At 57.5% G+C, this 25,795-nt stretch carries 25 protein-coding genes; 18 read left to right on the top strand and 7 right to left on the bottom strand.

What is annotated here, in order from left to right; translation table 11 throughout:
• Window positions 1–28: 28 nt before the first annotated feature.
• On the bottom strand, window positions 29–904 hold the full coding sequence (locus tag BUA39_RS10825) for an RNA polymerase factor sigma-32 (protein WP_207546226.1): 876 nt from the start codon (window positions 902–904) through the stop codon (window positions 29–31).
• 74 nt (window positions 905–978) lie between these two features.
• Between BUA39_RS10825 and cobU the strand changes: the two genes are divergently transcribed.
• From cobU to BUA39_RS10805, 4 genes are read left to right on the top strand one after another with little or no spacing between them, the layout of a single operon-like run.
• Window positions 979–1,500, top strand: a complete 522-nt coding sequence (gene cobU, locus BUA39_RS10820; protein WP_072793299.1) for a bifunctional adenosylcobinamide kinase/adenosylcobinamide-phosphate guanylyltransferase — start codon at window positions 979–981, stop codon at window positions 1,498–1,500.
• The gene (locus BUA39_RS10815) at window positions 1,497–2,066 is read left to right on the top strand and encodes a histidine phosphatase family protein (protein WP_072793223.1); all 570 of its coding nucleotides are present in this window, start codon (window positions 1,497–1,499) and stop codon (window positions 2,064–2,066) included. Before cobU ends, BUA39_RS10815 begins: the two co-directional genes overlap by 4 nt.
• 59 nt (window positions 2,067–2,125) lie before the next feature.
• Window positions 2,126–3,028 (top strand): glutathione S-transferase N-terminal domain-containing protein, encoded by a 903-nt coding sequence (locus BUA39_RS10810; protein WP_072793222.1) that lies wholly within the window; start codon window positions 2,126–2,128, stop codon window positions 3,026–3,028.
• 48 nt (window positions 3,029–3,076) lie between these two features.
• On the top strand, window positions 3,077–4,585 hold the full coding sequence (locus BUA39_RS10805; protein ID WP_072793221.1) for a YifB family Mg chelatase-like AAA ATPase: 1,509 nt from the start codon (window positions 3,077–3,079) through the stop codon (window positions 4,583–4,585).
• A gap of 16 nt (window positions 4,586–4,601) precedes the next feature.
• Here BUA39_RS10805 and gshB read toward each other — a convergent pair whose 3' ends face one another.
• The 3 genes from gshB to rsmI all read right to left on the bottom strand — a co-directional run bounded on the left by gshB (window position 4,602) and on the right by rsmI (window position 6,961).
• Window positions 4,602–5,537: a glutathione synthase gene (gene gshB, locus BUA39_RS10800; RefSeq protein ID WP_072793220.1), complete on the bottom strand. Its 936-nt coding sequence runs from the start codon at window positions 5,535–5,537 to the stop codon at window positions 4,602–4,604.
• A gap of 61 nt (window positions 5,538–5,598) precedes the next feature.
• Complete coding sequence (locus BUA39_RS10795) at window positions 5,599–5,934, bottom strand: YraN family protein (protein ID WP_242648583.1); 336 nt, start codon at window positions 5,932–5,934, stop codon at window positions 5,599–5,601.
• A gap of 169 nt (window positions 5,935–6,103) precedes the next feature.
• Window positions 6,104–6,961, bottom strand: coding sequence for a 16S rRNA (cytidine(1402)-2'-O)-methyltransferase (rsmI, locus tag BUA39_RS10790; protein ID WP_072793219.1), 858 nt, complete (start codon window positions 6,959–6,961; stop codon window positions 6,104–6,106).
• Window positions 6,962–7,054: 93 nt separating this feature from the next.
• Between rsmI and BUA39_RS10785 the strand changes: the two genes are divergently transcribed.
• The 3 genes from BUA39_RS10785 to murJ are packed head-to-tail and all read left to right on the top strand — an operon-like array spanning window position 7,055 to window position 12,532.
• Complete coding sequence (locus BUA39_RS10785) at window positions 7,055–8,227, top strand: penicillin-binding protein activator (protein ID WP_072793218.1); 1,173 nt, start codon at window positions 7,055–7,057, stop codon at window positions 8,225–8,227.
• The gene (locus BUA39_RS10780) at window positions 8,187–10,997 is read left to right on the top strand and encodes a [protein-PII] uridylyltransferase (protein WP_084604920.1); all 2,811 of its coding nucleotides are present in this window, start codon (window positions 8,187–8,189) and stop codon (window positions 10,995–10,997) included. Before BUA39_RS10785 ends, BUA39_RS10780 begins: the two co-directional genes overlap by 41 nt.
• Window positions 10,994–12,532 (top strand): murein biosynthesis integral membrane protein MurJ, encoded by a 1,539-nt coding sequence (murJ, locus tag BUA39_RS10775; RefSeq protein WP_072793216.1) that lies wholly within the window; start codon window positions 10,994–10,996, stop codon window positions 12,530–12,532. Before BUA39_RS10780 ends, murJ begins: the two co-directional genes overlap by 4 nt.
• A gap of 25 nt (window positions 12,533–12,557) precedes the next feature.
• On the opposite strand, the gene BUA39_RS10770 is transcribed toward murJ, so the two are convergent.
• Entirely contained in the window at window positions 12,558–13,244 is a 687-nt protein-coding gene (locus BUA39_RS10770) for a rhomboid family intramembrane serine protease (protein ID WP_072793215.1), read from the bottom strand.
• Window positions 13,245–13,328: 84 nt separating this feature from the next.
• On the opposite strand from BUA39_RS10770, the gene trpS reads away from it, so the two are divergent.
• The 11 genes from trpS (at window position 13,329) to BUA39_RS10715 (ending at window position 23,446) form a co-directional block, all read left to right on the top strand.
• Window positions 13,329–14,363, top strand: a complete 1,035-nt coding sequence (gene trpS, locus BUA39_RS10765; protein ID WP_072793214.1) for a tryptophan--tRNA ligase — start codon at window positions 13,329–13,331, stop codon at window positions 14,361–14,363.
• A 370-nt stretch (window positions 14,364–14,733) separates the two neighbouring features.
• Window positions 14,734–15,189, top strand: a complete 456-nt coding sequence (locus BUA39_RS10760; protein WP_072793213.1) for a universal stress protein — start codon at window positions 14,734–14,736, stop codon at window positions 15,187–15,189.
• 102 nt (window positions 15,190–15,291) lie between these two features.
• Window positions 15,292–15,855, top strand: a complete 564-nt coding sequence (locus BUA39_RS10755; protein ID WP_072793297.1) for a NifU family protein — start codon at window positions 15,292–15,294, stop codon at window positions 15,853–15,855.
• Entirely contained in the window at window positions 15,845–16,429 is a 585-nt protein-coding gene (gene tsaB / locus BUA39_RS10750) for a tRNA (adenosine(37)-N6)-threonylcarbamoyltransferase complex dimerization subunit type 1 TsaB (protein WP_072793212.1), read from the top strand. Before BUA39_RS10755 ends, tsaB begins: the two co-directional genes overlap by 11 nt.
• The gene (rimI, locus tag BUA39_RS10745) at window positions 16,426–16,851 is read left to right on the top strand and encodes a ribosomal protein S18-alanine N-acetyltransferase (protein WP_072793211.1); all 426 of its coding nucleotides are present in this window, start codon (window positions 16,426–16,428) and stop codon (window positions 16,849–16,851) included. Before tsaB ends, rimI begins: the two co-directional genes overlap by 4 nt.
• A gap of 161 nt (window positions 16,852–17,012) precedes the next feature.
• Window positions 17,013–18,008, top strand: coding sequence for a BMP family lipoprotein (locus BUA39_RS10740; RefSeq protein WP_072793210.1), 996 nt, complete (start codon window positions 17,013–17,015; stop codon window positions 18,006–18,008).
• A gap of 40 nt (window positions 18,009–18,048) precedes the next feature.
• Entirely contained in the window at window positions 18,049–19,605 is a 1,557-nt protein-coding gene (locus tag BUA39_RS10735) for an ABC transporter ATP-binding protein (RefSeq protein ID WP_072793296.1), read from the top strand.
• A complete protein-coding gene (locus tag BUA39_RS10730) occupies window positions 19,605–20,702 on the top strand; it encodes an ABC transporter permease (protein WP_072793209.1) in 1,098 nt (365 codons plus the stop codon). The genes BUA39_RS10735 and BUA39_RS10730 overlap by 1 nt, the downstream gene beginning before the upstream one ends.
• On the top strand, window positions 20,702–21,667 hold the full coding sequence (locus BUA39_RS10725; RefSeq protein WP_072793208.1) for an ABC transporter permease: 966 nt from the start codon (window positions 20,702–20,704) through the stop codon (window positions 21,665–21,667). Before BUA39_RS10730 ends, BUA39_RS10725 begins: the two co-directional genes overlap by 1 nt.
• A gap of 86 nt (window positions 21,668–21,753) precedes the next feature.
• Window positions 21,754–22,671: a sulfite exporter TauE/SafE family protein gene (locus BUA39_RS10720; protein ID WP_072793207.1), complete on the top strand. Its 918-nt coding sequence runs from the start codon at window positions 21,754–21,756 to the stop codon at window positions 22,669–22,671.
• Between the two features lies 1 nt (window position 22,672).
• On the top strand, window positions 22,673–23,446 hold the full coding sequence (locus tag BUA39_RS10715; protein WP_072793206.1) for a TIGR02186 family protein: 774 nt from the start codon (window positions 22,673–22,675) through the stop codon (window positions 23,444–23,446).
• Window positions 23,447–23,499: 53 nt separating this feature from the next.
• Here the strand turns inward: BUA39_RS10715 and BUA39_RS10710 are convergent, their stop codons facing one another.
• Window positions 23,500–24,234, bottom strand: a complete 735-nt coding sequence (locus tag BUA39_RS10710; protein ID WP_072793205.1) for an SDR family oxidoreductase — start codon at window positions 24,232–24,234, stop codon at window positions 23,500–23,502.
• On the bottom strand, window positions 24,231–25,754 hold the full coding sequence (locus tag BUA39_RS10705) for an ATP-dependent DNA helicase (protein ID WP_072793204.1): 1,524 nt from the start codon (window positions 25,752–25,754) through the stop codon (window positions 24,231–24,233). Before BUA39_RS10705 ends, BUA39_RS10710 begins: the two co-directional genes overlap by 4 nt.
• Between the last annotated feature and the right edge of the window lie 41 nt (window positions 25,755–25,795).

The raw sequence follows: 25,795 nt of genomic DNA, 5'->3' as shown, positions 1-25,795 counted from the left end.
CACAAGCGCGCCGACAGGCCAAACGACCCTAGTTAAGAAGCTGTCTCAGTTCAGGCGCATGGGCTTCCAACGCCTGACGCATTTTACCAAGGGCAGCGACCTCTAGCTGGCGCACGCGTTCTTTGGAAATCCCAAGGACCTCTCCCAATGTCTCCAAGGTATCTGCGTCGTCTGTTAACTTGCGCCGTTCGATGATCAGACGTTCGCGATCAGTCAGACGATCAATCGCCTCTGCAAGCCAGGATTTCACCTGCGCCTGATCTCGTTCCTGATCAACGCAATCAGAGCCTCGCGGGTTTTCATCTTCGAGAACGTCAATCCACTCCCGGCCATCTTCATCGCCGCCCTGAACGGCGTTCAGCGAAAAATCCCCCCCGGCAAGGCGGCCCTGCATGGTCAATACGTCGTTGATCGGCACGCCAATTTCCTGCGCAATCAGCTCAGACAGCTGGTGGGAATCCAACTCTTCGCCATCTTTCAAGGCCTCGCGTTTCAGCTCTGCCTCAACCCGGCGCATGTTAAAAAACAGCGCCTTCTGTGCCGAGGTCGAGCCCGTCCGCACAAGCGACCAGTTTCGCATCACATGGTCTTGGATGCTCGCCCTGATCCACCAAACCGCATAGGTCGAAAAGCGCACGCCACGGTCAGGATCAAACCGGTCCGCCGCCTTCATCAATCCAACGCCCGCCTCTTGAATAAGGTCCGCCACCGGCACGCCATACCGCTTGAACTTCATCGCCATCGAAATCGCCAGCCGCATATAGGCCATCGTCAAGCGATGCAGCGCGCGTTCGTCACGATCATCCCGCCAAGCGCGGGCCAGGGCTGTCTCTGTGTCAGGGTCAAGCATCTCGCTTTTCATGGCGACCCGCGTCACCATATTTGTGCGTTCCTGAGCATACATGCGCGCCTCCCTTGCTTGCCGTGTTCAAGACGATTACGCAGGGGGGCGGGAATTGGATCACTTCAGAGGGCAAAATGCTGCCGAAGCTGACATTTGTATTGGGCGGCGCGGCGTCGGGAAAGTCAGCTTTCGCTGAAAACCTGATCGTGCAAACAGGCGCCCCGCGTGTCTATATCGCCACGGCTGAGGTCTATGACAGCGAAATGGAAGCCAAGGTTCAGCGGCACAAAACCATGCGCGGCCCGAATTGGCGCAGCATAGAAGCGCCGCGTGATCTTGGCCCGGCGTTCACGTCTGTTAGCAAAGACGAAATCGCCCTGCTGGACTGCGCGACTATGTGGCTGACCAATCACATGATGGGCGAAGCCGATATCGAAGCGCAGACCTCAGATCTATTGCATCAACTCGCGACCTGCGAAGGCCGGGTTGTTGTCGTCTCCAACGAGGTCGGTATGGGCATCGTGCCTGATAACGCAATGGCGCGCCGATTTCGGGATTTGCAGGGCCGCTTGAACCAAAGACTCGCTGATCAGTCAGAATTGGCCGTGTTCGTCGTGGCTGGCCAGCCGTTAGTTCTGAAAGGCACCTTGCCATGAGCCGCCTTTTCCTTGTGCGCCACGGGCCGACGCATGCGAAAACTATGGTCGGTTGGTCCGACTTACCTGCAGATCTATCAGACACCGCCGCGCTTGATCGACTGGATGCTTTTTTGCCCGATGAGGCCATTGTTGTCTCCTCTGACCTTCTGCGTGCCAAACAGACCGCCGATGCCCTTCAAAACCAACGCCCCCGTTGGGATCATCATACTGATCTGCGTGAAATCCATTTCGGCGCATGGGAGCTAAAATCTCACACCGAAATTGCCGATAAAGACCACATGATGGCCTTTTGGGATACGCCAGGTGCAATCCGCGCGCCGGGCGGAGAAAGCTGGAACGTTTTTGCCGAGCGCGTCAACCGCGCTTTTGACGCCCTGATTAACCGTGCTGGTGGACGCGACATGATCCTCGTCTGCCATTTCGGCGTGATCGTTGCGGCCATCGAACGCGCTTTGCAAATTTCCACCTACGATGCCTTTGGCCATCGGATCGACAACCTGTCAGTCACCGAAGTACGGCTAGAACCGACTTGGAAAGCCACGCGCATCAATCACAAACCGTGATGCCGTGGCGCACAAACATTCGTTTTCGAAATTTTGCGACAGTGCGCTAACATTTCCCCATGACATACGATTTGATTATTGGCGATTACGCCTACTCCTCATGGTCCCTGCGCGGCTGGTTGCTCTTTGAAAAGTTCAACATCCCCCGCAAGGTGACGTTGCTTGATTTTGACTCAAAGGCCTCCGTCGCAGAGCAACTGGCGACCCATGCCCCAGCCCGCACCGTGCCCACAATTCGCACGCCTGACGGCGCAATCATTTCTGAAAGCTATGCCATTGCCGAGGATTTGGCGGATCGCCACCCCGACGCCGGGATTTGGCCAAGCACACCCAAACACCGATCAATCGCGCGATCCTTGGCGGCTGAAATGCACTCCGGCTTTGCGGCACTTCGCTCCGTCTGCCCAATGAATTTGCGCACTGCTTTTGATTGGGCAACGCCTTCGCCCGATGTCCTTGCCGACCTCATACGCATCGAAACGCTCTGGGATTGGGCGCGTGACGCTTGCGGCACAGGCGAAGGCGACTGGCTGTGCGGCGACTACAGCGCTGCGGACGCCATGTATGCACCGGTGGCGATGCGGATCGCCGGTTACAATCTGCCCGTCAGCGACGCTGCCCGCGCCTATGTTGATTTGCACCTCAACGATCTTGCTTTGCGGCGTTGGCGCGCCATGGGACTTGTGCACGGCGCCCATTTGTCGCGCTACGACCAACCCCATCCAGAGCGGCCATGGCCGGGACCAGCCGTTCTTGAAGCGACCGTTTCTGATGCCGTGCCGGTGAACGCGCAGTGCCCCTATAGCGGAAAACCTAGCACGCATATGTTGGAGCTAGAGGGAACGGTCTATGGGTTCTGCAACGCCTTTTGCCGTGACAAAACCCTTGCCGACCCAGACGCTTGGCCTGCCTTCACCGACCTACGCGCAAGGCAGCAGAAAAGCCAAGTGGTTAACGGCTAAGTAACCCTGTTTCCCCTAGGGTTCGGATACGCGGACCTTGGGGGACGGATGGTTGCCAAGACATACACAGTCGCCTTCGAAGGCGTCGAGGCGCACCAGGTCGAGGTGCAATGCGCGGTGACGCCCGGCTTACCCGCCTTTGCGGTCGTTGGCCTGCCCGACAAAGCAGTTTCCGAAGCGCGCGACCGAGTTCGAGCTGCGCTAACCGCCTTGTCGATTGCCCTGCCGGCGCGCCGGATCACCGTCAATCTCTCGCCTGCTGATCTTCCAAAAGAAGGCAGCCATTTTGACCTGCCGATTGCCATGGCTCTTTTGGCCGCGCTGGACATCGTGCCCAAAGACGCCGCAGAAAGCACGGTGTCGTTGGGGGAACTGTCGCTGGACGGCACGCTTGTCCCGGTGCTTGGCGCATTGCCCGCGGCGATGTCAGCGTCGGAAGAAAACCGCGTGCTGCTCTGTCCCGAAGCCTCGGGCAAAGAAGCCGCTTGGGTTGGAGCAGCGCGGGTCATCGGGGCTAAGTCGCTCGCAGAGGTCATCCGGCATTTCACCGGGCAAGCCCCCTTGCCCGCTTGTGAACCCGGAGAAGTGCGGCGTGCAGATGGGCAAAAAGATATGCGTGACGTCAAAGGGCAGGAGCGCGCCAAACGCGCGATGGAAATTGCCGCCGCCGGGCGTCATCACATGATGATGAACGGCGCGCCAGGGTCTGGCAAATCCATGCTGGCCGCTCGCATCCCGTCAATTCTGCCGCCGCTTTCGCCTGCAGAGGCGCTTGAAACCAGCATGATCCATTCGATTTCTGGCCTCTTAGATCAGGGCGGCATTTCAATGCAGCGCCCGTTTCGGGAACCACATCACACGGCCTCGATGGCGGCCATTGTCGGCGGCGGCCGCCGCGCTGCGCCCGGTGAAATCAGCCTCGCGCACAATGGCGTGCTCTTTCTGGACGAACTGCCCGAATTTTCACGACAGGTGCTGGAAACGCTACGGCAGCCAATTGAAACCGGCGAAGTCATGGTCGCGCGCGCCAATGCCCATGTCACCTACCCGTGCCGTTTCATGCTGATCGCCGCCGCCAACCCATGCAAATGCGGCTACATGTACGACCCGTCGCGCGCTTGCCCGAAAACGCCGATTTGCGGCAACGACTACCTCGGGCGCATTTCGGGCCCGCTGATGGACCGTATGGACATGTGCCTTGAGGTTCCGCCTGTCTCCATTCAGGACTTGGACCTCCCGGCAGATGGAGAGCCCTCGGCTGTTATTGCGGAAAGGGTGGCCAAGGCCCGTAAGTTGCAAACCGAGCGATTTAACGACCACCCCAAGGCACGCTCCAACGCAGACGCCCAAGGCGCGGTCTTGGAAGATATTGCGTCGCCAGATTCAGAAGGACGCGACCTACTTTCCCAAGCGGCCGACAAATTCGGCCTGACCGCACGCGGATATCACCGCGTTCTCAGGGTTGCGCGCACGATTGCCGACCTCGATGCCAGCCCAGATGTGAAACGCCCCCACATTGCAGAGGCGCTGAGCTACCGAATGACCCCGACGCTTTGAGGTAAGGCGATGAATGTTAAGCCAGCTTCGCTTCGATGGCCTGCCAGATTTTCTCGGCGATATTGACGCCGTCAAACCGTTCGAGCTCTTGAATGCCCGTGGGCGAGGTCACATTGATTTCGGTCAGATAGTCGCCGATCACATCAATGCCGACAAAGACCTGCCCCTTCTCTTTGAGCAAAGGCCCGATCGCAGCACAGATTTCCAAGTCACGCTCGGTCAGGCCAATTTTCTCTGGCCGCCCGCCGACATGCATATTGCTGCGCGTCTCCCCAGCCGCAGGGACGCGGTTGATCGCCCCAACTGGTTCGCCATCCACCAAAATGACACGCTTGTCGCCATTGCTGACGTCTGGCAGGAATTTCTGCACAATCAACGGCTCCCGGCTGAACCCGGTGAAAAGTTCATGTAGGCTCGATAGGTTGCGATCATTCGCGTCCAAGCGGAAGACACCCGCGCCACCGTTGCCGTAGAGCGGTTTCAGAATGACGTCTTGGTGTTTGGCTTTGAAGGCTTTGATAGTCTCAAGATCGCGCGCGATGGTGGTGGGCGGCGTCAAATCCTGGAAGTCCAGAACCAGCAGCTTCTCGGGATAGTTTCGCACCCAAAAAGGATCATTCACCACCAGAACGTCGTCCTTCAATCGGTCCAGCAGATGGGTTGAGGTGATATAGTGCATGTCAAACGGCGGGTCTTGACGCAGCCAGATCACGTCGAAATCCTTGAGATCGACTTTCTTCATCGGCCCCAAATCGACATGGTTCCCCTGTTCGCGGCGCACCACCATGTCTTGGCCACGCGCAGTGATCACGCCTTCTTCATAGGCCAATTGATCCGGAGAATAATAAAAGAGGTCATGCCCCCGTGCCTGCGCCTCTTCGGCGAGGCGGAAGGAACTGTCTGCGCGAATGTCGACCGCATCGATAGGGTCCATCTGGAAGGCGATTTTCATGGGCGTCCTCTTTTGATTTGCCCATTAGATGGCCCACGACACGCCCCGTTGCAATGGCCGATCAGAAGAACACTAACGCGTTTTCGTGAACATGTATGGCCCCAATGCCATCGACCAGCGCCACGTCAAAGCGCAGGTCAACAAAGGGATCAAAGTCTGACCGGTCCACAAAGACAGTCGCTGCTGAAAATATGCGATGCGCCTGTTGCTGGGAAACCCGTTGCGCCGCCAAATCATGGCGACGCGATTTTTTGACTTCGACAAAGGTTAAGCCCGCGCCGGATTGAAAGACGAGATCGAGTTCACCACCGCCGCCACGCCAACGGCGGGCCAACAGGCTGTATCCGGCATCTTCGTAGTGGCGCTGCACGGCACATTCGGCAGACTGGCCTGCCAAGTAGTTTTGCTGCCCACGCCGGGCACGAAGGTCGGCATCGTCGCTGCTCGACTTTTTGGGTGCTGTTATTGGCCCAAAGTCAAACTCCGATTGATGGGCGCCCATTTGAGTGTGTGAATGAAATTCGGGTTGCAGATGTGCCAAGGTCATCGCGCCTTTTTGTGTCGTTTCAGCCTTTCTTCAGGGATAAGGCCAAAGAATAAACTTTCCGTTTATTCACACCATGTGCCTTTGCGACAGTTTCAGCGGCATCCCGCACCGACATATGCTCTAGGGCGGCCCGCAGTTCGGCCTCCAGATCAACACCTTCTGATGACCCGGCGCGCGTGCGGTCAATCAGCACGACGATCTCGCCTTTGACAGGTTGTTCCGCCATGACCTGCGACAGCTCGGCCAGGGTCCCGCGTCGGATTTCTTCGAACTTCTTGGTCAGCTCCCGGCAAACCGCCGCATCACGGGTCTCGCCCAATATTTCTGCTGAATCGGAAAGCATGGCAGCAAGGCGCTTGGGGCTCTCGTAAAATACGAGCGTGCCGGGCACCTCTTTGAGCGCTTCAAGCGCACCGCGTCGTTGGGATTTGGCGTTTGGCAGAAAACCCGCAAAGAAAAACGCATCTGTGGGCAGACCCGCCAAGGTCAGCGCCGTGATAATCGCCGATGCACCTGGCGCTGATGTCACCAGATGCCCAGCTTCGGCAGCGGTTTGGGCAAGATGATAGCCCGGGTCCGCAATCAGCGGTGTGCCTGCCTCAGACGCATAGGCAACAGATCGCCCGTCTTCGAGCAGCGCCAGTAGCTTTGCGCGTACACCTTCGCCAGAGTGATCGTGGTAGGACAGCACCGTCCGCCCGTTCAGCGGAACGCCATGGATTTCCATAAGGCGACGTAGTGATCTGGTGTCTTCAGCGGCTAGAACATCAGCGCTGGCTAAGACATCAAGCGCGCGCAATGTGATGTCTCGGGCGGTGCCGATCGGCGTGGCCACGAAATAGAGCCCGGCCTTCAATGGCACAATTTGGTGATTCAACGCTGGACCCTCCGATTGGGGTGTTTATTATCCCAGTCAAGATCGCGGTACGAGTTCCGCCGCGCATATCGCCATTGTCTAGGGATTGAGTTCATGTTTGCTGCTTTTAAACCTCGTCGTCAGTTTCTGAAAGGCCTTGTCGCAGTCGCGGCCGCCGCAGTTGTCTCGGCATGTGAACCGGTTGGGATCGGGGGCGGGCCCTCCGTCAACACATCCAAGCCAATACCTGTCGCGCTTCTGGTGCCGCAATCCTCGCAGGCGTCTGGCGACTCGGTGCTCTCACAAAGCCTTGAAAACGCCGCGCGGCTGGCGATGGCGGATCTTGGCGATGTTCAAATCGATCTGCGCGTCTATGACACCGCCGGTGATGATGCCGTCGCACAAGCCGCAGCCCTGCGCGCTGTAAGCGAGGGGGCGAAGATCGTGCTGGGGCCCGTGCGTAGCGGCCCATCAAATGCCGTTGGCGTCGCGCTGCGTGGCAAAAACGTGAATGTGCTGTCCTTCTCCAACAACACGTCCATTGCGGGTGGGAATGTTTTTGTTCTTGGGCCGACGTTTGACAATACGGCGATGCGGTTGGCGCAATTCGCGGCCCGCAATGGCAAAAGCGATGTCCTGACCGTGCACGCAAATAACGTTGCTGGAATCGCAGGCCGGGACGCGATTTCGCGCGCATTGGCTTTCACCTCGGCCAGCAATGCGGGTGCTGTCAGCTATGAATTTTCTCAGCAGGGAGTTGTCGCTTCGGTACAGGACGTACGTTCAGCGGTGCGTAGCACCGGGGCAGACGCGATTTTCCTGACCTCAGACACGTCGGGCGCTTTGCCGCTGTTCACGCAGCTCTTGCCTGAATCGGGGGTTAATCCCGCTGAGGTACAATACATGGGCCTGACACGTTGGGATATTCCGGCAGGAACCCTTGAACTTCCAGGCGTGCAAGGTGGTTGGTTTGCCCTGCCTGACCCAGCCCTGACCGATCAATTCCGCGCCCGTTATGCCGCCGCCTATGGCGGAACCCCGCACCCCATTGGGGGCTTGGCCTATGACGGAATCGCTGCGATTGGGGCCTTGGTCTCGCAAGGGAAATCTGATGCTTTGACAGCTGCTGCTCTGACACAGGGCGCAGGCTTTAAAGGCGTCAATGGAATATTCCGCCTGCGCGCGGATGGCACGAACGAACGCGGGCTAGCTGTGGCCACCGTCCGCGACAAACAGGTTGTTATCATTGACCCAGCACCAAGAAGCTTTGGCGGCGCGGGCTTCTAGCCCCGCCTTTTTCCTGCCGGCCCCGCCGGACAACCTGATTTGTGACCCAGACCAAATCGTGGACCGTGCCAACTTGGCCGCGGCCCTATTGGACTGCTGTGAATCTCGTGAAACGGCCCGCGATATCCGCAATGGAACGGTGGCCCTGCTGCGTGATGTTCAAAAGGCTGGCCGCGCGGCTATCGAAACCGCCTTTAACGAAGCACCGTTTTCCGCCCGCCCCATGACACGCGCCTATACTTGGCTGACCGACTGCCTTGTCTGTACCGCCCACCATGTCGCGACGCAAACCTTGCACCCCCGCCCCAACCCGACCGAAGGCGAGCGCATCGCGCTGTTTGCGGTGGGTGGTTATGGGCGCGGTGAAATGGCCCCGCAATCGGATGTCGATCTGCTGTTCCTGACGCCCTACAAGATCACCGGCTGGGCCGAGAGCGTGATCGAAAGCATGCTTTATATCCTGTGGGATTTGCGCCTGAAAGTCGGTCATAGCTCTCGGACGGTGCGCGATTGCGTTCGGCTTGGAGGCGAGGATTTCACCATTCGCACTGCCCTTTTGGAGCAGCGCTTCCTCGCGGGCTACGCGCCTTTGTCAGTCAAGCTGTCCAAGCGCCTGCACAGCGATCTGTTTAAAGGGACAGAACGGGAATTTGTCGAAGCAAAACTTACCGAACGCGATGAGCGCCATAAGAAGCAAGGCCAACGCTATGTGGTGGAACCGAACGTCAAAGAAGGCAAAGGCGGCCTGCGTGACCTGCAGTCTTTGTTCTGGATTGCAAAATACGTTTACCACGTCGATGACGCGCAAGACCTTGTTGGTTTGGGACTGTTCCGCGAAGAAGAAATCGCCCTGTTCGAACGGGCAGAAAACTTCCTCTGGGCCACGCGGGCGCACCTGCATCTGATCAACAAGCGCCCAATGGAACAGCTGAGTTTTGACATGCAGGTCATGGTGGCCGAACGCATGGGCTATCAGGACAAAGGCGGTCGCCGCGCGGTTGAGCATTTCATGCAAGATTATTTCCGCAATGCCACGGCGGTCGGCGACCTGACGCGAATTTTCCTGACCAAACTGGAAGAGAACCACACCAAATCCGCGCCGCTTGTTGAACGGATATTCCGCAGGCGTCCCCCAAAGGTCAAAGCGGGCTATCAGGTCATCAACAATCGGATCACAATCGAGGACCAAGAGGGGTTCTTGGCGGAAAAGGTCAATATTCTGCGCCTTTTTGAGGAAGCGCTGCGTACCGGGCTGCTGATCCACCCGGATGCCATGCGGCTCGTGCGGGCCAATCTGCACCTGATCGACGATGAGATGCGCGCCGATAAGCAAGCGGCAAAGATCTTTCTGGATACACTCCTGAAACACGGCAACCCGGAACGCGCGCTGCGGCGCATGAACGAGTTGGGCGTGCTGGCGGCTTATATGCCCGAATTCGAACCGGTCGTGGCGATGATGCAGTTCAACATGTATCACTCCTACACCGTGGATGAGCACACCATTCAGGTGATCTCGACCTTTACCCAGATTGAACGCGAGGAATTGATCGAAGAACTGCCACTCAGTTCTGACATTCTGCAGCGTGGCATCAACCGCAAGGTGCTTATGGTGGCCATGCTGCTGCATGACATTGGCAAGGGGCGCGATATTGACCATTCCATCCTAGGCGCGCAAATCGCGCGTAAGGTCGCGCCGCGTCTTGGGTTGAACAAGCAAGACTGCAAGACGGTTGAATGGCTGGTCCGCTATCACCTTTTGATGTCAGATGTCGCTCAGAAACGTGACCTATCTGACCCGCGTACCATTCGTGGATTTGCGAAGGCCGTCAAAACCGTCAAGAACCTTGATCTCCTGACGGTGCTCACGGTTTGCGACATCCGTGGGGTTGGCCCAGATGTGTGGAATAACTGGAAGGCGACGCTGATCCGCAACCTTTACAGTCTGACGCTGGATGCGCTTGAAGGTGGCGCGGAAGCGCTGAACCAAGAGAACCGCCGCAACGAAGCCAAACAGGCCCTGCGCAAACGCTTGAAATCTTGGGGGCCAAAGCGGCTCAAGCAGGAAACCGACCGGCATTACGACCCCTACTGGCAAGGTTTGCCCGTCGACACGCATGTCAGCTTTGCCAAACTTCTGGATACCCTAAAGCCAGGCGAGTTTAACATCGACCTGAAGCCTGACGATGATCGCGATGCCACACGTGTGCTGTTTGCACTCGAAGATCACCCCGGCATCTTCTCACGTCTGGCGGGGGCCCTTGCGCTGGTGGGCGCAAACGTTGTGGATGCGCGGACTTACACCTCCAAGGATGGCTATGCGACTGCGGCCTTTTGGGTGCAGGACTCCGATGGCAGCCCCTATGAGGCGAGCCGTTTGAACCGGCTTTCCCAGATGATCCGCAAGACATTGCTGGGCGAAGTGGTTACGACCGAAGCGATGAAATCGCGCGATGTCATCAAAAAACGCGAGCGGGCTTTCCGCGTGCCAACCACGATCACCTTCGACAACGAGGGCTCGGAAATTTACACCATTATCGAGGTCGACACCCGCGACCGCCCCGGCCTGCTGCACGACCTGACACGCACCTTGGCCAACAACAACGTCTATATCGCCTCTGCCGTGATCGCGACCTATGGGGAGCAGGTGGTGGACACCTTCTATGTCAAAGACATGTTTGGGCTGAAGTTCTACGCTGACTCCAAGCAGCGACTGCTGGAGACACGCCTGAAAGAGGCGATTTCTAAAGGCGCTGAAAGGGCTAACGCGTGAAGCCGATCCGCCTGATTCGCGGGTTTCTGACGGTGGGGTTCTGGACGCTGGCGAGCCGTATTTTGGGCTTTGTGCGCGAGATCCTGATCCTCTCCCTGATTGGACCGGGCGCGACGCTGGATGCTTTTGTTGCGGCCTTCCGTCTGCCCAATATGTTTCGCCGGTTCTTTGCCGAAGGTGCGTTTAACGCGGCCTTTGTGCCGATGTTTTCCAAAAAATACGAAGCCGGAGACGACCCGCGCGCTTTTGCCAATGACGCCCTCAATGGCCTGGCGCTTGTGGTTTTGGCGCTGACGGCACTTGCCATGATCTTTATGCCCGCGCTTGTTTGGGCCACGGCCGAAGGGTTCTGGGGCGATGCGCGCTTTGACTTGACGGTCGGCTATGGGCGCGTGGTCTTTCCCTATATTTTCTTCATGTCGCTGGCCGCGTTATTTTCTGGTGTCCTAAATGCCACCGGCCGGTTTGCCATCGCAGCCGCAGCCCCGGTCTTGCTGAACATTTTTGCAATCTCTGCCATGATAGCCGCGCATGTTCTTGGCGGAGAGGTCATTCTGTGGCTTGTCTGGGCCATCCCCTTTGCCGGTCTTGCGCAACTTGCCCTTGTTTGGGTTGCCGCCGACAAGGCGGGCGTGACCCTGCGCCTTGGGCGACCGCGCTGGACCCCAGATATGTCGCGCATGGTCAGCGTTGCTTTGCCCGCGGCACTGGCGTCTGGCGTGATGCAGATCAATCTGGTGGTGGGGCAATTGGTGGCCTCGCGCACCGAGGGCGCTGTCAGCTGGCTGTTTGCGGCGGACCGGCTTTATCAACTGCCGCTTGGCGTGGTGGGCATTGCAGTGGGCATTGTACTGCTGCCCGACCTGTCTCGTCGTCTAAAAGCGGGCGATGACCTTGGGGCCAGAGACGCCTATTCCCGCGCCGGAGAATTCGCCTTGGCCCTGACCATCCCCTGCGCTGTGGCTTTTCTGGCCATTCCTTTGGCCTTAGTTTCCGTCATGTATGAACGCGGTGCGACCACGGCCGAGGACAGTCTTGCCATCGCTTGGGCGGTGGCGATCTATGGCCTTGGGCTGCCGGCTTTTGTTTTGCAAAAACTTCTGCAGCCGCTGTTTTTCGCGCGCGAAGATACCAAAAGCCCGTTCCGCTATGCCGTGTTGTCCATGATCGTGAACGCCGCGCTGGCCTTTGGGCTTTATCCGGTGATCGGCTGGCTTGCCCCGGCTGTTGCCACGTCGGTTGCGGCATGGGCCATGGTGGTGTTCCTCGCCATCGGCGCGCGCCGGTTCGGAGAGGTCGCGCGGTTTGATGGGCAATTCCGGGCAAGCGCGCCGCGCATTATTGTCGCCGCTTTGATCATGGGGATCGCCTTGGTGGGCTTGAACTGGCTGCTTTCAAGTGCCCTGACAACGCAGGGCTGGCGCTATCTGGCCCTGCTCGCATTAATCACCGGCGGTAGCATTGTCTATTTCGCGGCAGGCCAACTGATTGGGGCCTTCAACCTGCGCAAGCTTCTGAAAGCGGGTCGGGCCTAGGGTGCGGGGTTACCCCAGCGCCCATTCAGTCATGCCGGATCATCGCCCGGATGCGTGACCACCCACCCGGCACCAAAAAGAATGACATCGCAAAGCCTGTTCCAAAGCCAGCAAGATCAGCGATCCAGTCGCCATTGCTGCCAAACAAGGCCCCAAACACAAGCTGAATGGCCAATAGCATGGCAATCAAGGAAAAGGCCCGCATCTGATTATCGCCACCAACCCGCAGGCGTATCCACAAAAGGAACGTGAACGCCCCGATAAAGCCATAGGCCCCCGGATAGGACCCGATCAAGGTGACCGGTTCGGGCCAAATCGCGGTATAGACCACGGCCCCGATAGCCCCTGAGACAAAGAAAACCAGCAGAACCGCAAGCGGGTGAAAGACCTCTCCCACCATTTTGCCCAAGGCCAGAACAATCACCGCACCAAACAGCGCATGCGTGAAATTGCCGTGCAAAAAGAGATAGCTGAATATCCGCACCAGATGTTCGCTTGGCCAATTTCCGCTCTGCCACATCCACGCGAAGATATCCGGCGAGTAGGCAAATTTCTGAACTGCCATCAGCCGCCAACCAATCGCCTCTTGCCCACCAACCAGCCCCGTGCTGCCTGCATAGAAAATGATTTCCACACCAATAATGACAATCGCCAAGGCGGCAATCACCGGCGGAAGCGCGTTGAATGGGCTGGAATTATTTGGATCAGACATGGGCGCTCCTTGACGGGCTGCTTGACGGCATTCGGTGCCATGGGTAAGCCAAGCGCGCAACAAATTCCAGACGGAGTATCTGATATGAGCGAGGCGGTCCAAACGTCTTCTGCATTCACCCCACGCGTTTTCTCGGGCATTCAGCCATCGGGCGGCCTGACGCTGGGCAATTACCTTGGCGCGATGAAGCGCTTTGTGGACACTCAGAACACCGGAGTGCAATCGATCTACTGTATGGTGGATCAGCACGCGATAACCGTCTGGCAAGACCCTGAAAATTTGCGCCGCGCCACCCGTGAGCTCTGCGCAGGCTATATCGCCTCTGGTCTTGATCCTGAGAAATCTATTCTGTTTAACCAATCCCAAGTGCCTGAACACGCGCAGCTGGGTTGGATTTTCAACTGCGTCGCGCGCATGGGTTGGATGCAGCGCATGACTCAATGGAAAGACAAAGCGGGCAAGAACTCGCAGAATGCCTCGCTGGGCCTGTTTGCCTACCCTGCCCTTATGGCAGCGGACATTCTGGTCTATCACGCGACCCATGTGCCTGTGGGTGAAGACCAGAAGCAGCACGTTGAACTGACCCGCGACATCGCGACCAAGTTCAATCACGACTACAAGGTCGATTTTTTCCCGATCCCAGAGCCTGTGATCGAAGGTACTGCGACCCGAGTGATGTCCTTGCGCGATGGCTCAAAGAAGATGTCCAAATCTGATCCATCTGATGCCTCCCGCATCAACCTGACAGATGATGCCGACACAATCGCAAAGAAGATCCGCAAGGCAAAAACCGATCCAGAGGCGCTGCCCTCTGACGTCGAAGGGCTTGAAGGCCGCTCCGAGGCACGCAACCTTGTGAACATCTACGCCGCTCTGTCGGAGACATCTGTTGACGCTGTTCTGGCAGAGATTGGCGGCAAGCAGTTCTCAGAGTTCAAGCCGCTGTTGGCCGACCTCGCGGTCGACAAGCTTGCGCCAATCTCCACCGAGATGGCGCGCCTGATGGAAGACGCCGCTGAGATCGACAAGATCCTTGCACGCGGGGCTGAACGCGCGCGCGAGATCGCCGCACCGATCCTAAAAGAAACCTACAAGATCGTGGGTATGGTTGGGGCTTAAGCGCACCCTTCCCAGCGAGACGTCTTAGAAACCGGGTGCTTCACCCGGTTTCTTTTTGTCCTATCGCGCCAAATGTAAACTGTTAAGAAAACGTCGTAAAACCGACACGTCACCGTGATGTCGGGATTCAACCCTTTTGCCCATAGTCCTTTCCAGTCTGCGCACACCTATCCCCAGGTGTACGTTCTGCGTCAGATTACCCAGGTGCAGCCTAAAAAATATTTCAGTCCAAAGCCCGGGGTCCTGGCCCCGGGTTATTTCTGAATTCACGCAAAGTCGAAATGCCGCGTGTGTTTTCCCACGAAGGCCGCCAATGCCCATTGCCGAAGTGCAGCAGTGCTGCCAATATGCCCGCCAAGGAGGCATTTACATGCGTAAATTTCTAGTTGTTCTGGACGACAGTCGCGAATGTTTGAACGCCATGCGTTTCGCCGCGATGCGCGCCCGGAAAACAAACGGTGGCGTTGAAATCCTATCGATCATTCCACCGGAAGAATTCCAACATTGGATCGGTGTTGGCGACATCATGCGCCAAGAAGCACGCGAACGGATCGAAGCCCATTTCGAGGTCTTCGCCAAATGGATGCGCGACCGGCAAGGCATTGATCCAGAACTCGTGATCCGCGAGGGCGAATTGGTCACTGAAATCCTGTCACAGGTCAATGAAGACCCCAACGTAGGTGTTCTTGTTCTCGGCGCGGGCACCGACAAAGGCGGCCCCGGCCCCTTGGTCACACAGCTCGCACGGGCCTCCGGCACATTGCCGATCCCAATCACCATCGTTCCCGGCGATCTTTCCAAAGAACGCCTCGAAGCGATCACCTAATATCAAAAAGCCGGGGCCTCCCCGGCTTTTTAGAATCATTCCAATCCTTGACACGCCCCTCGCGCCCACGCATATCAGTGGGCAGACACGAAAGGCATGGCCATGTTTATTCAAACCGAATCCACTCCGAACCCGGCAACGCTCAAGTTCCTTCCGGGACAGACCGTTTTGGAAACGGGAACCGCTGACTTCCCATCCAAGGATGCCGCGACAAACTCGCCGCTTGCTGCGCGTGTTTTCGGCATTTCCGGCGTGACTGGCGTTTTCTTTGGGCATGACTTTGTCACAGTGACCAAAGCAGACGATGTGGAATGGGATCATTTGAAACCCTCAATCCTTGGTCAAATCATGGAGCACTTCCAGTCCGGCCAGCCGGTATTGGGTGGCGATGTGGCGGCCCCTTCGGGGCATGCTGATCATGACGGCGAAGATGGTGACATTGTCGATCAAATCAAAGAATTGCTGGATACACGCGTGCGGCCAGCTGTGGCACAGGATGGCGGCGATATCACGTTCCACGGGTTTGAGCGCGGCGTGGTCTATCTGCACATGCAGGGCGCCTGCGCGGGCTGCCCGTCTTCAACCGTGACCCTGAAAATGGGCATCGAAAACTTGCTGCGGCACTATATTCCCGAAGTGACAGAGGTCCGCCCTGTTGGCTTCTGATCAATATATACTTGGGTTTGACACATCGGCCGCGCATTGCGCGGCCGCTTTGCTTAAGGGCGAGCATGTGCTTGGCACGGCCACAGAAAGTATGACCCGCGGCCAAGCAGAGGCGCTGATGCCAATGCTTGAGGATTTGCTCGCCGATCATGGCATCAAGTGGAGCGATCTTGCTGCGATTGGCGTCGGCATCGGGCCGGGCAATTTCACTGGCATCCGCATATCCGTCTCTGCCGCGCGCGGTTTGGCGCTTGCGCTTGGTGTTCCTGCGGTCGGCATTTCGACGTTTGACGCGAGCCTTTATGACAAAGCCGAGAACAGCATTGCGGTTGTACCTGCCCCACGGGATCAGGCGTACATTCTTGAACCAGACGGGGAACCACGCCTGAGCGCCTCACCGATTGAAGAAGCTACGCAACCGATCGTTTCACCGCCAGAACCCGCAGTCCTCGCGACAAACATTGCCCTCTGCGCGCGCAAGCGTATGGCGGAGGCGCCCACAAGGCCCGCACCGCTTTATGTTCGGGCTGCGGATGCCGCTCCATCCCGCGATCTGCCGCCCAAAATTCTATGAACACCCTGCCCCAACCCAGCGAATTCGCGCATATCCACGCTTTGGCGTTTCGCGAATCCCGGCCATGGGAAGCTGCTGAATTCGAAGCGCTTTTGCAGTCCCCATATGTTTTCTGGGTCGGCGACTCACATGGGTTTGCACTGGGGCGCGCCCTTGCCGGGGAAAGCGAGTTGCTGACAATCGCTGTTCGTCCAGAATTTCAACAGAAAGGCATCGGGCGCCGACTGATGGCAGCCTATCACGAAAAGGCTGCCGAATGCGAAGCTACGCAGTTCTTTCTAGAAGTCTCCAGAGATAACAAGGCAGCAATAAACCTATATAAATCATGTGATTACCGAACTACCACCTCCAGAAAAGGCTACTACCTTCGCCCAGATGGCCAACGGGTCGACGCCCTGATCATGGCGCGTGACACCACGTAACCCGCCAAAACCTCGGGTATTCTCGGCCAATTGGTCAAAAAACCGGTTGACCCTCCCCACCCTCTCACGCCAATTTTGGATATTGATCTAACCGATCTGGAAAAACCAAGGTCCGACCAGAGTGACACAACGGACCAATCCAAACTGTGGGAGTAAAATTCATGACCCTAATGCAGAAATTCCTCGGCGCTGCGGCGACCGTTGCTTTGACTGCTGGCGTCGCTGCTGCTGATCCAGCCGTCATCTTTGACCTGGGTGGTAAATTCGACAAATCCTTTAACGAAGCTGGCTACAACGGCGCAGAACGCTGGGCGGAAGAGACCGGCGGCAAGTATCTGGACATCGAACTGCAGTCCGAAGCACAGCGTGAACAAGCGCTGCGTCGCTTTGCAGAAGCCGGTGCAAACCCGATTGTGACCATGGGTTTCGCGATGACTCCGACCATTGAACAAGTGGCTCCTGAGTATCCTGAAACCAAATTCGTCAACATCGACGGCTGGGCCAACCTGCCAAACGTTCAGACGATCTCTTTCGCAGAGCATGAAGGTTCTTATCTGGCGGGCGTAATGGCAGCGAAAGCGTCCAAGTCCGGCACTGTTGGCTTCATCGGCGGCATGGATATCCCTCTGATCCGCAAATTCGCTTGTGGTTATGCGCAGGGCGTAAAGTCCGTTAACCCAGACGCCACGATTATCGCGAACATGACCGGCACGACGCCAGCAGCATGGAACGATCCGGTGAAAGGTTCGGAGCTGACCAAAGCACAGATCTCCCAAGGCGCGGACGTTGTTTACGCGGCAGCGGGCGGCACCGGTGTTGGCGTTCTGCAGACAGCCGCTGACGAAGGCATCCTGTCCATCGGCGTTGACAGCAACCAAAACCACCTGCACCCAGGCAAAGTTCTGACCTCGATGCTGAAACGGGTCGACGTTGCGGTCTACAACGCGCTGAAAGACGGCGCTGATCTGGAAACCGGTTTCCAGAACCTCGATCTGGCAAGCAACGGTGTTGGTGTTGCGATCGACGAAAACAACGAGTCGCTGATCACGGCAGAGATGACCGAGGCCGTCGATATGGCGACCAAAGGTATCGTCTCTGGTGAGATCACCGTGGAAAACTACGCCGCAGCAGAGTCCTGCTCGGTTCTGGAATTCTAATCCGCACATGACGGATACAATTGATACGGGGCGGCCAGAAATGGCCGCCCCTGCCACACCCGCCCCTCTTGCGTTAGAGCTGCGGGGCATCTCGAAAGCCTTTGGGCCGGTTCAGGCCAACAAGGATATTTCCATTTCCGTCCGGCCTGGCACGATCCATGGGATCATCGGCGAAAACGGCGCGGGGAAATCGACTTTGATGTCGATCCTTTATGGATTCTACAAAGCCGATTCAGGTGAGATTTACATACGGGGGCAAAAAACCAGCATCCCTGATAGCCAAGCCGCGATTGCTGCGGGCATTGGCATGGTCTTCCAGCATTTCAAGCTGGTTGAAAACTTCACAGTGCTTGAGAACATCATCCTTGGTGCCGAAGACGGCGCCCTGCTGCGCCCCTCCTTGGCGAAGGCGCGCAAGGAACTCAAGCAACTGGCTACTGAATATGAGTTGAATGTCGACCCCGACGCGATGATCGAAGACCTGAGTGTCGGTCACCAGCAACGGGTCGAAATCCTCAAGGCGCTGTATCGTCAGGCGGAGATCCTCATTTTGGACGAACCAACTGGGGTTCTCACACCGTCCGAGGCCGACCAGCTGTTCCGCATTCTGGATCGCCTGCGCACCGAGGGCAAAACGATTATCCTGATCACGCACAAGCTGCGTGAGATCATGGAATACACTGATACCGTCAGTGTCATGCGGCGTGGCCAGATGACCGCGACTGTCAAGACAGCAGAAACCACACCCGAGGGGCTGGCCGAACTGATGGTGGGCCGCAAGGTTCTATTGCGGGTCGACAAGAAACCGGCGCAACCGGGGGCGGAGATTCTCAAGATCCAAAACCTGCGCGTCATCGACGAAAGCGGCGTGGAGCGCGTGAAAGGCATCGACCTAACCGTGCGCGCAGGCGAAATCGTTGGCATCGCGGGCGTTGCCGGAAACGGGCAATCCGAACTGCTTGAGGTGCTGGGCGGCTTTCAGGACGCAACCGGATCGGTTCAGGTGAATGGTCAGGAATTGCCGCTGACAGGCGCTGGGTCTGACGGTCAGGCGCGCCGCGCGGCTGGCATTGCCCATGTGCCCGAGGATCGCCAGAAAGAAGGCCTCATCATGGAGTTCGCCGCTTGGGAGAATTCCGTCTTTGGCTATCACCACGAACCGGAATACCAGAACGGCATTCTGATGGATAACAAGGGCATCCTCACCAAGGCGGCCGATCAAATGGAACGCTTTGACGTGCGCCCGCCGCACCCGCATCTGGCGGCAAAGAACTTTTCCGGCGGCAACCAGCAAAAAATCGTCGTTGCGCGCGAGATTGAGCGTAACCCAGATGTCTTGCTGATTGGCCAGCCTACCCGCGGTGTGGATATCGGCGCGATTGAATTCATCCACCAGCAAATCATGAACCTGCGCGATCAAGGCAAAGCGATCTTGTTGGTCAGCGTGGAACTGGAAGAAGTCCTTTCGTTGGCCGACCGTGTCGCCGTTATGTTTGACGGCCAAATCATGGGCGAACGCCAAGCAAGCGAAACAGACGAAAAAGAACTGGGCCTGATGATGGCAGGCGTCTCAGGCGCACAGAAGGAGGCGATCTGATGGGTAAAATGCCACTTTGGGCCGACGCCATTCTGGTGCCGCTGATCAGCCTGCTCTTGGCTGCCTTCTTCAGTGCGCTGGTGATCTTGGGCATCGGTGAAAGCCCGGTCGAGGCCTTTACGTTGATGGTCGATGGGGCGCTGAAACGCTCTGCGGGTTGGGGCTATACGCTCTATTACACAACAAATTTCATCTTTACCGGGCTGGCGGTTGCCGTCGCCTTTCACGCGCGGCTCTTTAACATCGGCGGTGAAGGGCAAGCCATGATTGGCGGCGTCGGTGTTGCGCTGGTCTGCCTTTACATCCCTTGGCCCCATTGGTCTTTGGCGATTGTCGGCGCGTCGATTGCGGCAGCGCTCTTTGGTGCGGCTTGGGCCTTTATCCCGGCCTATCTGCAAGCCAAGCGCGGCAGTCACATCGTGATCACGACGATCATGTTCAACTACATCGCCTTTTCGGTGCTTGGGTATCTGCTTGTCGAGGTGCTGCGCCCCACAGGTCAAATGGACCCGGCGTCGGCCAGCTTCCCAGAAGCCACGCACCTGCCAAACTTCCATGAGATGTTCGCCCCCGAAGGCTCCCGCATGTTCCGCGGTGCGCCGGCCAATGTGACCTTCTTCCTCTCCCTTCTGGCCTGTGTCTTTGTCTGGGTGCTGATCTGGAAAACCCGCCTTGGCTATGACATCCGCAGCTTTGGCTTTTCGGAAACGGCCGCGAAATATGCAGGTATATCGCCAGTACGCATCACCGTGATTGCAATGCTGATCTCTGGCGCATTGGCAGGCATGATGTCGGTCAATACAACGCTTGGCGAAAGCGAACGCTTGATCCTGAACTCCACCGAAGGCGCTGGCTTTGTCGGGATCGCCGTGGCCCTGATGGGACGCAATCACCCGATTGGCATCCTGATGGCGGCGCTTTTGTTCGGCTTCCTCGCACAAGGCGGCGCGGAACTGGCTTTGTGGACGGACATCCCACGCGAACTGATCGTGGTGATCCAAGCGCTGGTGATCCTCTTTACCGGGGCCTTGGACAATATGGTGCGTATGCCGCTTGAAAAGCTGTTCTTGACCCTTGGCCGGAAGGAGAACGCCTGATGGATTTCCTGACACTTCTACAAGTTCTGGACAGTTCTGTGCGTCTGGCAATTCCCCTGCTGCTGGCCTGTCTGGCTGGTCTTTATTCTGAACGGGCGGGCATTTTCGACATTGGCCTTGAAGGCAAAATGCTAGCTGCGGCCTTTGCCGCTGGGGCATTCGCCGCCGTCAGCGGGTCGGTCTGGGTTGGTCTTTTGGCAGGCATCGGCGCCTCGATGATCCTGTCGGCCATCCACGGCATCGCCTCAATCACTTTCCGGGGGAACCAACTGATCTCTGGCGTGGCCATCAATATGCTGGCCGCCGGGATGACTGTCTTGATTGCGCAAGACTGGTTTGGACAGGGCGGACGCACACCCTCTTTGCTGACTGAGGGCCGGATGAGCCCAATCACCCTGCCCTTCGCAGAAATGTTTCAATCCATCCCGCTCTTTGGGCCGACCTACAAGGAACTGATCTCTGGCCATAGCCTGATCGTTTATGTGGCCTTTGCCTTTGTGCCGCTGACGTGGTGGGTGCTTTACCGCACGCGCTTTGGCCTACGCCTTCGCGCCGTTGGTGAAAACCCTGCGTCGGTTGATACCGCTGGCGTTTCCGTGATCCGCTTGCGGTATACCGCCGTGATGATCTGCGGCGTGCTGTGCGGCGTCGCGGGGGCATACTTGGCAACAGGGCTGCAAGCGGGCTTTATTAAGGACATGACCGCCGGACGTGGCTTTATCGCGCTGGCTGCTTTGATCTTTGCGAAATGGCGCCCTTGGTACGCGCTTTGGGCCTGCCTGCTGTTTGGCCTGCTGCAAGCCCTCGCCGTGCGCTTCCAAAGCATCGAGATCGGCGGCGTAGTGATTCCCGTACAACTTATGGAGGCCCTGCCTTTCATCCTGACTGTCGTCATCCTTGCGGGTTTCGTAGGCCGCGCGATCCCGCCACGTGCTGGCGGAGAGCCATACGTCAAAGAACGATAAGTCCAGTTTCAAAAAACATGCAAACCGGGCTGGCAAAATGACGCAGCCCGGTTGCTTTTTGAAAAACTCAGGCGCTATGTGTCGCCATGCAGATATACCTTCCCATCGCTGAAGTTTCCGTAAACGCTTTTCTCCTGCTTGGCCTAGGCGGCCTTGTGGGCGTGCTCTCTGGCATGTTCGGCGTTGGCGGCGGCTTCCTTATGACGCCGCTCTTGTTTTTCATCGGCATCCCGCCTGCTGTGGCGGTTGCGACCGAGGCGAACCAAATTGTGGCATCGTCGTTTTCCGGCGTATTGGCGCATTTCAAAAGGCGCACGGTGGACCTCAGGATGGGCACGGTGTTGCTGGTCGGCGGCCTGACCGGGGCTGCCTTGGGTGTGGTGATCTTCAACTATCTGAAATCACTCGGCCAAGTCGATCTGCTCGTGAAACTCTGCTACGTGGTATTTTTGGGTATCATCGGCAGCTTGATGTTTGTCGAAAGCCTGAATGCGATCCGAAAATCGCGTAAGAACACAGGCCCGATCAAACGCAAGAAACACAATTGGATTCACGGCCTGCCCTTCAAAATGCGCTTCCGTGTGTCTGGCCTTTATATCTCTGTGATCCCTCCCGTCATCGTGGGTGTGTTCGTCGGCATCCTTTCCGCGATCATGGGCGTTGGCGGCGGCTTTATTATGGTGCCAGCAATGATCTACCTGCTGGGCATGCCAACCAAAGTTGTGGTTGGGACTTCCCTGTTTCAGATCATCTTTGTGACCGCCTTCACCACCTTGCTGCACGCAACCACCAACTACACTGTGGATATGGCGCTGGCCGTTCTGCTGTTGGTGGGTGGCGTGATCGGCGCGCAATTCGGCGCGGTGATTGGTGCAAAGCTGAAAGCAGAACAGCTGCGCATCCTGCTTGCGCTGATGGTTATTGCGGTCTGCCTAAAACTGGCGCTGGACCTGCTTTTCATGCCAAGTGAGCTGTACTCGCTTGGCGCGGCCGGAGGGCATTAAGATGCTGCGCAATTTCCTTGCGGCTGCGGTCTGCCTGATGCTCCCCTTGGCGGCGGCAGCCAAAGAAGAAGTCGTCCTCGGCCTCAGCCAAAACCGCGTGGCGATCACGGCGAACTTCGACGGTTCTGAAATCCTTGTTTTTGGCGCGGTCAAACGGGAGGATGCCATCCCCGAGGGGGACCCTTTGGAAGTGGTTGTCACCGTATCTGGACCTTTGGGCCCAATCACAGTGCGCCGCAAAGAGAAACGCTTTGGCATCTGGGTCAACACCGACAGCGTGACCATCGATGGCGCGCCAAGCTTCTACGCTGTGGCCACCAGCGCACCCCTGCGCAAGACGATCAGTCTCGAGGAAGACATCCTGAATCGCGTGTCGATCGACAATGCAATCAACTCCATCGGTGCCCGGTTTGACAAGGCCGACGCGCAAGAGTTCGCCAAAGCCGTCGCCCGCATCCGCACCGACAATGGGCTGTATTCTCTGCAAGAAGAAGCTGTGAAAGTGTCAGAGCAGACCTTGTTTAGAACCTCAATCGCGATGCCAGCGAACCTGACCGAAGGCGATTATGAAACCCGCGTTCTGCTAACACGTGGTGGCAAAGTCATTTCAAGTTTCTCGACCACCATTGACGTCCGTAAGGTTGGGTTGGAACGCTGGCTCTTCAATCTGTCGCGCCAACAGCCATTGATTTATGGGCTCTTGTCGCTTGCGATTGCCATCATTTCGGGCTGGGCCGCCTCTGCGTTCTTCCGCTTTGTGCGCCAACGCGGGTAACCTTTGCGCCATCAATATCAGATCAAATAAGCAGCAGCCCGTTTGGCCTGCTTCTATCCACGCCCGGCATAAGGCATCTGGTTCGCCATCACCGTCATAAACGGCACATTGGCTTCTAGCGGCAGGTCTGCCATATGCAAGACGGACCGCGCCGCGTCCTTGACATCCATCGTAGCCAAGCCGCGTGAACGTGGGTCTTCGGCTTTGAAGCGCGCGTTCAAATCTTCCACCATATTCGTGCGCGCATTGCCGATGTCAATTTGACCACAGGCGATGTCAAAATCACGCCCATCCAACATCAGGCTACGCGTCAGGCCGGTGATGGCGTGTTTGCTGACGGTATAGCAAACAGAGTCCGGCCGCGGGCTGTGGGCTGACAAGGAGCCATTGTTGATGATCCGCCCACCGCGTGGGTCTTGGTCTTTCATCTGCCGAAACGCCAATTGCGCCGCGATGAACATGCCACGCACGTTCACGTTCAGGACGTTATCAAAGTCGTCAAGCTCCACCCGATCAATCGCAGCAGCCGGACCAAAGCTACCGGCGTTGTTAAACAGCACATCCAACCGCCCGGTCAGATCGAGAAACTTGTCAAACGCGGCCTGCATCGCGCCTTCGTCGGTCACGTCCACCGGCAATACCACCGCGTCCTTATGTTTGACCGCAATCTCTGCCAGCCGATCCCCGCGTCGCGCAATCAGGCCGACTTTGTGCCCCTGTTCCAGAAAAGCCTCGGCTGTTGCGCGTCCAATACCAGAGCTTGCGCCGGTCACGATAATGCTTTTCATATCTGCTCCTTCAAAGTCAGGGGTGCCGGTGCAACCCTCAAATCATCGGTTCTCAGCGGCCCTGTAGGCCGCGCCAATCGGTTGTTTACAACCCAAAAAAGGCGTTCCTGTGCCCGAGTGATGGCAACATAAGCCAATCTTTTCCACAAGGGTTGCCCTGCTTCAACCCGCCCCATGCGCGCGGCAACAAACAAGTCCGGCGCGAAAACCTGCACGTTCTCCCATTGACTGCCCTGCGCCTTGTGGATGGTCACCGCTGCCCCATGCAGAAAGGCCGCTCCCATGCGCGCAGCGTAAGGGATAAAGGGTTCTTCTTCGTCGGGCTTTTCAATTTTCACAATTGACGCGGCAGAGACCTGCGGGTCTTCGGCCCCCATGACATGCAAGCGCGAAAAGCCGGGTTTGCGCCCGGGACCAAGGTAAATCACCTGTGCACCTTTGATCAGCCCGCGCGCCTCAAGGTCGAGGCGCTTTTTACGGTGCTTCATCGGCAATTCAATCCCGTCGCAGATCAGGGGTTCGCCTTCCAACAGGTCATCCTCGGGCGCGCCGTGCACCTGGCGAAAGGCGTTGATCAGCCTGATCCGGGTATTATTGCGCCAAACCAGTACGGGTGAGCGCGCCATCAAGTCGACCTCCACTCGCTGCGACCAGACCACACGATCGTCCTGCCGGGCTTTGTCTTCGATCATACGCTCGAAATCCTCAAACCCCAGTTGCGGGTCCGACAACGCATGAGCCAGATCAAGGATCGGGTTGTCCGCCTCTTGCCGGTGGATGCGGCTCAGCGTGAATTTTGCCTCCTCGGGAAGCTTATCAAAGACCATCGATCCCGACTGGTTGACCGGCGCCAGCTGCGCCGGGTCACCAAACACGACAAGGGTAGAGAAGATTTCGCGCAGATCATCGAACTGACGATCATCCAACATCGAGCTTTCGTCGACAAAGCCGATATCAAGCGGCTCATCCCGGCGTTTCCATCCGGTGATGAAATCCGATCCACGCAGGCCAGCGGCGGCCAAGGCACCGGGGATTGATTTGTGAAGCTGATAAAACGCATGGGCGCGCTCTAGCGCCTCGGCGGTTAGCCCTTCGATCTCTGGCTTTTCACCGTTCTCCGCCAGCCATTCGGCGATCTTTTCGTATTCCGGGTCATAGACTGGGCTGTAAAGGATGCGGTGGATGGTGGTTGCCGGCACGCCGCGCATACGCAGAACACTGGCTGCTTTGTTGGTCGGCGCCAAAATTGCCAAAGTTCTACGATCTAAGGCTTTTTTGCCCTCATAGTCGCCGGACACAATGGAAATTCCCGCCTCTCGCAGGGCTTTAACCAGTTCCGACAAAAGCAACGTCTTGCCCGATCCCGCTTTGCCCAGCACGGCGGCAACGGCGGTTTTGCCATTTTTGGGCGGCAATAACAGGCTGTCCTCCAGATCGACGCCGGAGTCCTTTAGGATCTCGGCAATCTGGTCAAAGGCCTCAGCCTGATCGTTGGAAAATGTCACCACCGCAGTCGTCATGGGCGGACCCTACAGGCGGGATCAGCAAAGCACCAGCGCCG

It is taken from the genome of Cognatishimia maritima, from assembly GCF_900129685.1.
GTDB lineage: Bacteria > Pseudomonadota > Alphaproteobacteria > Rhodobacterales > Rhodobacteraceae > Cognatishimia > Cognatishimia maritima.
This window is presented reverse-complemented; position numbering and strand designations above follow the sequence as displayed.

Bases quoted from the DNA above. Each gene is read 5' to 3' on its own strand.
- BUA39_RS10825 (WP_207546226.1), bottom strand. From the start codon at position 904: ATGTATGCTCAGGAACGCACAAATATGGTGACGCGGGTCGCCATGAAA.
- cobU (WP_072793299.1), top strand. From the start codon at position 979: ATGCTGCCGAAGCTGACATTTGTATTGGGCGGCGCGGCGTCGGGAAAG.
- BUA39_RS10815 (WP_072793223.1), top strand. From the start codon at position 1,497: ATGAGCCGCCTTTTCCTTGTGCGCCACGGGCCGACGCATGCGAAAACT.
- BUA39_RS10810 (WP_072793222.1), top strand. From the start codon at position 2,126: ATGACATACGATTTGATTATTGGCGATTACGCCTACTCCTCATGGTCC.
- BUA39_RS10805 (WP_072793221.1), top strand. From the start codon at position 3,077: ATGGTTGCCAAGACATACACAGTCGCCTTCGAAGGCGTCGAGGCGCAC.
- gshB (WP_072793220.1), bottom strand. From the start codon at position 5,537: ATGAAAATCGCCTTCCAGATGGACCCTATCGATGCGGTCGACATTCGC.
- BUA39_RS10785 (WP_072793218.1), top strand. From the start codon at position 7,055: ATGTTTGCTGCTTTTAAACCTCGTCGTCAGTTTCTGAAAGGCCTTGTC.
- BUA39_RS10770 (WP_072793215.1), bottom strand. From the start codon at position 13,244: ATGTCTGATCCAAATAATTCCAGCCCATTCAACGCGCTTCCGCCGGTG.
- trpS (WP_072793214.1), top strand. From the start codon at position 13,329: ATGAGCGAGGCGGTCCAAACGTCTTCTGCATTCACCCCACGCGTTTTC.
- BUA39_RS10760 (WP_072793213.1), top strand. From the start codon at position 14,734: ATGCGTAAATTTCTAGTTGTTCTGGACGACAGTCGCGAATGTTTGAAC.
- BUA39_RS10755 (WP_072793297.1), top strand. From the start codon at position 15,292: ATGTTTATTCAAACCGAATCCACTCCGAACCCGGCAACGCTCAAGTTC.
- rimI (WP_072793211.1), top strand. From the start codon at position 16,426: ATGAACACCCTGCCCCAACCCAGCGAATTCGCGCATATCCACGCTTTG.
- BUA39_RS10740 (WP_072793210.1), top strand. From the start codon at position 17,013: ATGACCCTAATGCAGAAATTCCTCGGCGCTGCGGCGACCGTTGCTTTG.
- BUA39_RS10735 (WP_072793296.1), top strand. From the start codon at position 18,049: ATGGCCGCCCCTGCCACACCCGCCCCTCTTGCGTTAGAGCTGCGGGGC.
- BUA39_RS10730 (WP_072793209.1), top strand. From the start codon at position 19,605: ATGGGTAAAATGCCACTTTGGGCCGACGCCATTCTGGTGCCGCTGATC.
- BUA39_RS10725 (WP_072793208.1), top strand. From the start codon at position 20,702: ATGGATTTCCTGACACTTCTACAAGTTCTGGACAGTTCTGTGCGTCTG.
- BUA39_RS10720 (WP_072793207.1), top strand. From the start codon at position 21,754: ATGCAGATATACCTTCCCATCGCTGAAGTTTCCGTAAACGCTTTTCTC.
- BUA39_RS10715 (WP_072793206.1), top strand. From the start codon at position 22,673: ATGCTGCGCAATTTCCTTGCGGCTGCGGTCTGCCTGATGCTCCCCTTG.
- BUA39_RS10710 (WP_072793205.1), bottom strand. From the start codon at position 24,234: ATGAAAAGCATTATCGTGACCGGCGCAAGCTCTGGTATTGGACGCGCA.
- BUA39_RS10705 (WP_072793204.1), bottom strand. From the start codon at position 25,754: ATGACGACTGCGGTGGTGACATTTTCCAACGATCAGGCTGAGGCCTTT.